The 1,473-nt window shown below is 58.8% G+C and carries 3 protein-coding genes; all 3 read left to right on the plus strand.

The genetic code is table 11. The annotated features are described in order from the left end of the window. The coding region (locus ABUA47_RS24750; RefSeq protein ID WP_349832289.1) for a DUF4138 domain-containing protein at positions 1-227 on the plus strand (227 nt) is incomplete at its 5' end. 1 nt (position 228) lies between these two features. Then, positions 229-813, plus strand: coding sequence for a conjugal transfer protein TraO (locus ABUA47_RS24755; protein WP_004303789.1), 585 nt, complete (start codon positions 229-231; stop codon positions 811-813). Positions 814-826: 13 nt separating this feature from the next. Continuing rightward, positions 827-1,270: a DUF3872 domain-containing protein gene (locus ABUA47_RS24760; protein ID WP_349832290.1), complete on the plus strand. Its 444-nt coding sequence runs from the start codon at positions 827-829 to the stop codon at positions 1,268-1,270. Positions 1,271-1,473: the final 203 nt, after the last annotated feature.

Here is a 1,473-nt window from a genome sequence, read left to right on the forward strand (position 1 = left end):
TCCAGGAGCAGGTCGTATGGCCCGTGCGTGCGTACAACAACGTGCAGGTCATCGGCGGCAAGCGTACCGAGCGCATGGTCTTCACGCTCCCGAAGTTCACGCTGGCCGACGACAAGCAGCTGGTCGTGGAACTGCACGAGCAGCAGGGCGGGCGACACCAGACTTTCACGGTGGAGAATGCCGACCTGGTGCGCGCACGTGTTATCAACGAGTTAAAGGTAAAGTGATATGAAACGGGCGATATTCATTCTCACGCTGGGGTTATGCCTCCTCCTTTCGGACGGGGCGCACGCCCAGCGTGCCCTGCCCGCCATGCGCGGGCTGGAAATACGGGGAGGCATGACCGACGGCTTCTATACCCGGGACAGCCGCAGCGAAACGGGCTACTGGTTCGGGCTGGCCATGAGCCGCTACGCGAAGAATGCCGACAAGTGGGTGTTCGGCGCGGAGTTCCTGAACCGTTATTACCCCTACAAGTCGGAACGTATCCCTGTGGCGCAGTTCACGGCCGAGGGCGGTTACTATTACAAGTTCCTCGCCGACCCGTCCAGGACTTTTTTCTTCTACCTCGGCGGCTCGGCGCTGGCCGGTTACGAGAGTGTGAACCGGGGCGAGAGGCGGCTCTATGACGGCTCTACGCTCCGCCACCGCGACCGTTTCCTCTATGGCGGGGCCGTCACGCTGGAGATCGATGCGTACCTGACCGACAGGATTATCCTCTCGCTGACGGGGCGTGAGCGTATCCTATGGGGCACTACAACGGGACATTTCCACGCGCAGTTCGGCCTGGGCGTGAAATTCATAATCCATTAAACTTGCAAGCGACATGAAAAAGATGAAAAAGATATTGGCCCTGGCGGTCTGGATCGCCGCCCGGGGTCTTTTATGCGCATCCTGCGACAACGGGCTGGATATACAGCAGGCGTACACGTTCTCTCTGGAAACGATGCCCGTTCAGAAGCGAATCTCCGTTGGTGAAACCGCTGAAATCCGCTGCACGCTCGTGCGGGAGGGGAGATATGACGGCGCGCGTTACACGATCCGCTATTTCCAGCCCGACGGGCGCGGTGAGTTGAGGATGGACGACGGTACGGTGTTCCTGCCCAACGACCGCTATCCGCTCGACCGTGAGGTGTTCCGCCTCTATTACACATCGCGCAGCGATGACCAGCAGGCCATCGACGTCTATGTCGAGGACAACACGGGTCAGGTCGTGAAGACCTCCTTCACGTTCCAGAGCGAGAACGGGACGGAGGAAACGGAACGATAACGGAATATGTCTAACCAAGAGAGGCGCCCGTCACCCGGGCGCTTTCCATAAATACTGAAAACCATGACAGAGCAAGAGAGAATAGATATAGCCTATCTCGATACGGGGGTGTACGAGAACCCGTGGCGTGAGAACCTTTTCGAGACGCTGCCCGAGGATCGGAAAACGGCGGAAGTCTGCCGTTTCGCCATCAAGAAATCGGC

Origin of the sequence: Bacteroides sp. RTP31139st1_H2_RTP31139_211217, from assembly GCF_040227615.1 — a bacterium.
Lineage (GTDB): Bacteria > Bacteroidota > Bacteroidia > Bacteroidales > Bacteroidaceae > Bacteroides > Bacteroides uniformis.

Coding starts and splice junctions, on each gene's coding strand:
- ABUA47_RS24755 (WP_004303789.1), top strand. CDS start 229: ATGAAACGGGCGATATTCATTCTCACGCTGGGGTTATGCCTCCTCCTT.
- ABUA47_RS24760 (WP_349832290.1), top strand. CDS start 827: ATGAAAAAGATGAAAAAGATATTGGCCCTGGCGGTCTGGATCGCCGCC.